This is a genomic window from Paenibacillus alba, from assembly GCF_013204855.1.
Classification (GTDB): Bacteria; Bacillota; Bacilli; order Paenibacillales; family NBRC-103111; genus Paenibacillus_E; species Paenibacillus_E alba.
Map to the genome: position 1 here is coordinate 1 of NZ_JABMKZ010000088.1, position 1,697 is coordinate 1,697.

Consider the following 1,697-nt stretch of genomic DNA (forward strand, 5'->3'; position numbering starts at 1 on the left):
GGAATATTGCTTTCGTCACGGTTCTTCATGAATCGAGAGTTCATTGTTCTCTTTTTACGCGGTTCGAACAATACGATGGGCTCTTGCTGTCCTTTTTCTTCAACGACATTAACACCTTCCCGGTAAAACGCTTCCATAACTCCCCGATGTTCCAGTATAAAATATTGCCTTAACTTTTCTAATGTGGAGTGCCCGAAAAACACCGCAGGGGTCACATCGATTTGATAATGATCCGTCAATAGTTTGGAGAACTCCGCCAGGTTGATGGAATCAAAGCCAAACTCAGACAAATTCGAATCAATGTCCAATATTTCCTTTGATAACTTCAGGATCTTTCCCGCCAACTCTTTCAAATCCCATTCCACACATTGTTCCAAACTTAACCCTTTCATTTCTGGTCTTCGATTACCAATGCCAGGTGGGGGAGCAATAATTATTTTACTATTGTTAGCGTCATTTTCCGGAGGTTTTTCGTACGAATACCCTCCCCCTTCTTTTAACCTAGCCGCCAACTCCAGCTCTACCATGCGTACCAAAATATTTCCTTCGTTATCATAAAAATCAATTGAAATTTTGTTTGTAAGACCTAATTCTATATCTTTAATTCTTCGAATATAAACCCACGAAGTGAATTTCAAAGTGTTATATACTTCAAACTCCTTTAAAGATAAGAACTCATGGGAGCTTTCTACTTTTAACATGACAAGTAATCCTACTATGGCATCCATCCAACTCGGTTCAAATATAAATTGATCGAAGCCAATGGACAAAGTTGGCCAAGATGATATTTTCACAAGAAGTTGTTCGTCTCCAATATGAACTTCATCAATAACTTGATCGAATCGTGCATCAATTCCATTATATTCTGTTCTTAACTGTTCAAAGGAGTAAGTGGCATTATTACAAATCTTATAAAGATCTTCAATTTTCAGTGGCATGACCGAAGGGCTCGTAATTTCAGCACTCCCAACGCTGTGTGTCAAGAAAAATCCGTTATTATTGTCAAGTCTTTTCGAATAAATTTCAAATACTATATCTCCATCCCCTTGAAAGTTTAGCCCCACATGCACATCTTCCGGATCATCTGTTAATAACAGAGGGTTCTCCCACGTTATATGTTTAAGCAATATTCCCGTATTACTCTCAAGTAATCCTCCGGCCCCATGAATAACTGCAGCTCTTGCCATCTCAAGGAAAACATAATCATGGAGAATACGTTGACCATTTCTAAAGCTATCTTTAATAAAGGGATCCTTACCTGTAAAGGTTGAACTAAAGCGTTGTTCCAAGAGATCCGAAGTATTTCGATGAAGCAAAGGATGGATAACCGTACTCTGACCTTGGTGTAAAGGAGCATCTACCCTACCTTTTTCCTTTCTCTCCACCCAATACTTCTCTTTCGAGAACGGGTACGTCGGCAGGTTGATCTGATTAGACCTTGGGTTCGCAAACATCATGCTCCAATCCATTTCGTATCCCATGCAATAGAATTCTGCCAGCGCGTACAATGTCTCTCTGTATTTCTGGCTATCTCCAACCTCCGACCTGCTTCGGGTAAGCAGCTCTTGAGCGAGTGCCTGAGTCGTCCTTTGCCCCTTAAAGGTCCGATCTACTTTTCCCTCAAACAAGTACGGCCCTTTTTCTTTATTGCTCCCTTGATTCAGTGCAGTTATTGTTGTTTCCACATCTTGCACGAT

The 1,697-nt window shown here is 40.4% G+C and carries 1 protein-coding gene; it reads right to left on the reverse strand.

Features of this window, described 5'->3' with window-relative positions; genetic code table 11:
• The coding region (locus HQN90_RS37965) for a phosphopantetheine-binding protein (protein WP_173227983.1) at nucleotides 1–1,697 on the reverse strand (1,697 nt) is incomplete at both ends.